General features: G+C 60.1%; 2 protein-coding genes and 1 pseudogene. 1 reads left to right on the top strand and 2 read right to left on the bottom strand.

Annotation, left to right across the window (positions count from 1 at the left end):
• Positions 1-258, top strand: a pseudogene (locus tag EOD15_RS34140) (response regulator); the annotation flags it as partial.
• Here the strand turns inward: EOD15_RS34140 and EOD15_RS34135 are convergent.
• The gene (locus EOD15_RS34135) at positions 252-872 is read right to left on the bottom strand and encodes a response regulator transcription factor (RefSeq protein ID WP_127409293.1); all 621 of its coding nucleotides are present in this window, start codon (positions 870-872) and stop codon (positions 252-254) included. The pseudogene EOD15_RS34140 and the gene EOD15_RS34135 overlap by 7 nt on opposite strands.
• A gap of 124 nt (positions 873-996) precedes the next feature.
• A partial coding sequence (gene radC, locus EOD15_RS34130; protein WP_348629447.1) for a DNA repair protein RadC occupies positions 997-1,500 on the bottom strand: 504 nt, incomplete at its 5' end.

Here is a 1,500-nt window from a genome sequence, read left to right as displayed (position 1 = left end):
AATCCGGACAGTGCGCAATGCGATCTGTTGATTACTGATTTCGACCTGGGCAACAAGACAACCGGTACCGATTGCATCGCCATGGTTCGCGAAATGAATGGCTGGAAGGTGCCCGCCGTCATCATGAGCGGGCACGGAGACGCGCGTATCCGGGAGGAAGTAGGCGATCCGAAGATTCCGGTACTGTCCAAGCCAGTACGGCCGGCCGAGTTAAGGTCAGTGCTGTTACTGACCACCCTGCAGACCGATTCTCAGTAGGCCGGGGCGAGTAGCCCCGCGTTGATGCCCTTGGTAACCGCCGCGGCCCGGGAGGAAACGCCCAAGGCCCGGAACAGGGCAGAGACGTGGATGCGGACGGTGAACGGAGAGATGCCGAGCGTGATGGCGATTTCCTTGTTCGTCTGGCCCTGCGCGATCAGCTGCAGGACAGCGTGCTGCCGGTCGCTCAGTCCGGCGGCTGGGTCTACCGCAGGCGTTGGGACGGCGACCACAATCTCCCCTTCTTGGACTGCCTGGAGGGCGCGGCCGATTTCATGAGGGGTTACGGACTTGTTGATGAAAGCATTGACGCCGCAGGCCATAACGGCGTCAATTGTTACGCGGTCATCGGCCATCGAGACGATGACGATGGCGGCGCCGGCGAACTCACGGCGCAACGCCGGCAGTGTGTCCTTGATGCTCTTGTGACCGAAATACAAGTCGAGCACAAACATGCTGGGATGACCAGCACCAGAACGGGCGATGGCCAAGGCGCCGTCAAGAGAATCGGCGGTGGCTACCGCCACGTCCGGCAGCATGTGCTCGATGAGGGTACGCAATCCATCCCGAAATACTGGATGATCGTCAGCGATGACGACTATTTCACTACCCACTTCTAATGGCTCCTTCGCTATTGTTTAAGGGTCAGGGAAATATCAGGGGCGAGTTGTCAATGCCACTAGTACGCTCGCCCTAGGGTTATTAGTCGCAGCAAAAAGGGGGCTTACGCCCCCTCGGTTACAACAGCCCGGATTCGGCGAAGGAGACGGTTTCGGTCCGCCCGACGACGAAGTGATCGAGCAGCACCACATCGATGAGTCGCAGCGTCGCCTTGAGATCCATAGTCACGCGCTCGTCCGCATGGCTCGGGGTCGGCACGCCCGAGGGATGGTTGTGCGCGATGATGATGCCGGCAGCATTGAGCTGCAGTGCCTGACGGGCGATTTCGCGGGGATACACCGCCGCAGCGTTGATCGTGCCCTGGAACAGTTCGCGCGCTTCGATCAGTCGGTTTTGGCTGTTGAGGAACAGGCCCATAAAGACCTCATTCGGCCGACCACGCAGTTTCAGCGAGAGGTAGCCGCGAACCAGCTTCGGATCGGTGAAGGTCGGTCCGTTGGCATACTGCAGATCGGCCACGACGCTCGCGATCGACAGAATTTCATCGTGAGTCGCCTCGACGTAGCCGCCGGCGGAGTCAGCGACGAACAACGGCCGGTAGGTCGAATGGGTCATCTGGAA

The sequence above is a fragment of the Mesorhizobium sp. M7A.T.Ca.US.000.02.2.1 genome (assembly GCF_003996995.1).
GTDB lineage: Bacteria > Pseudomonadota > Alphaproteobacteria > Rhizobiales > Rhizobiaceae > Mesorhizobium.
The sequence above is the reverse complement of the archived record's forward strand: the minus strand, read 5'-3'. Positions and strand labels throughout refer to the sequence as shown.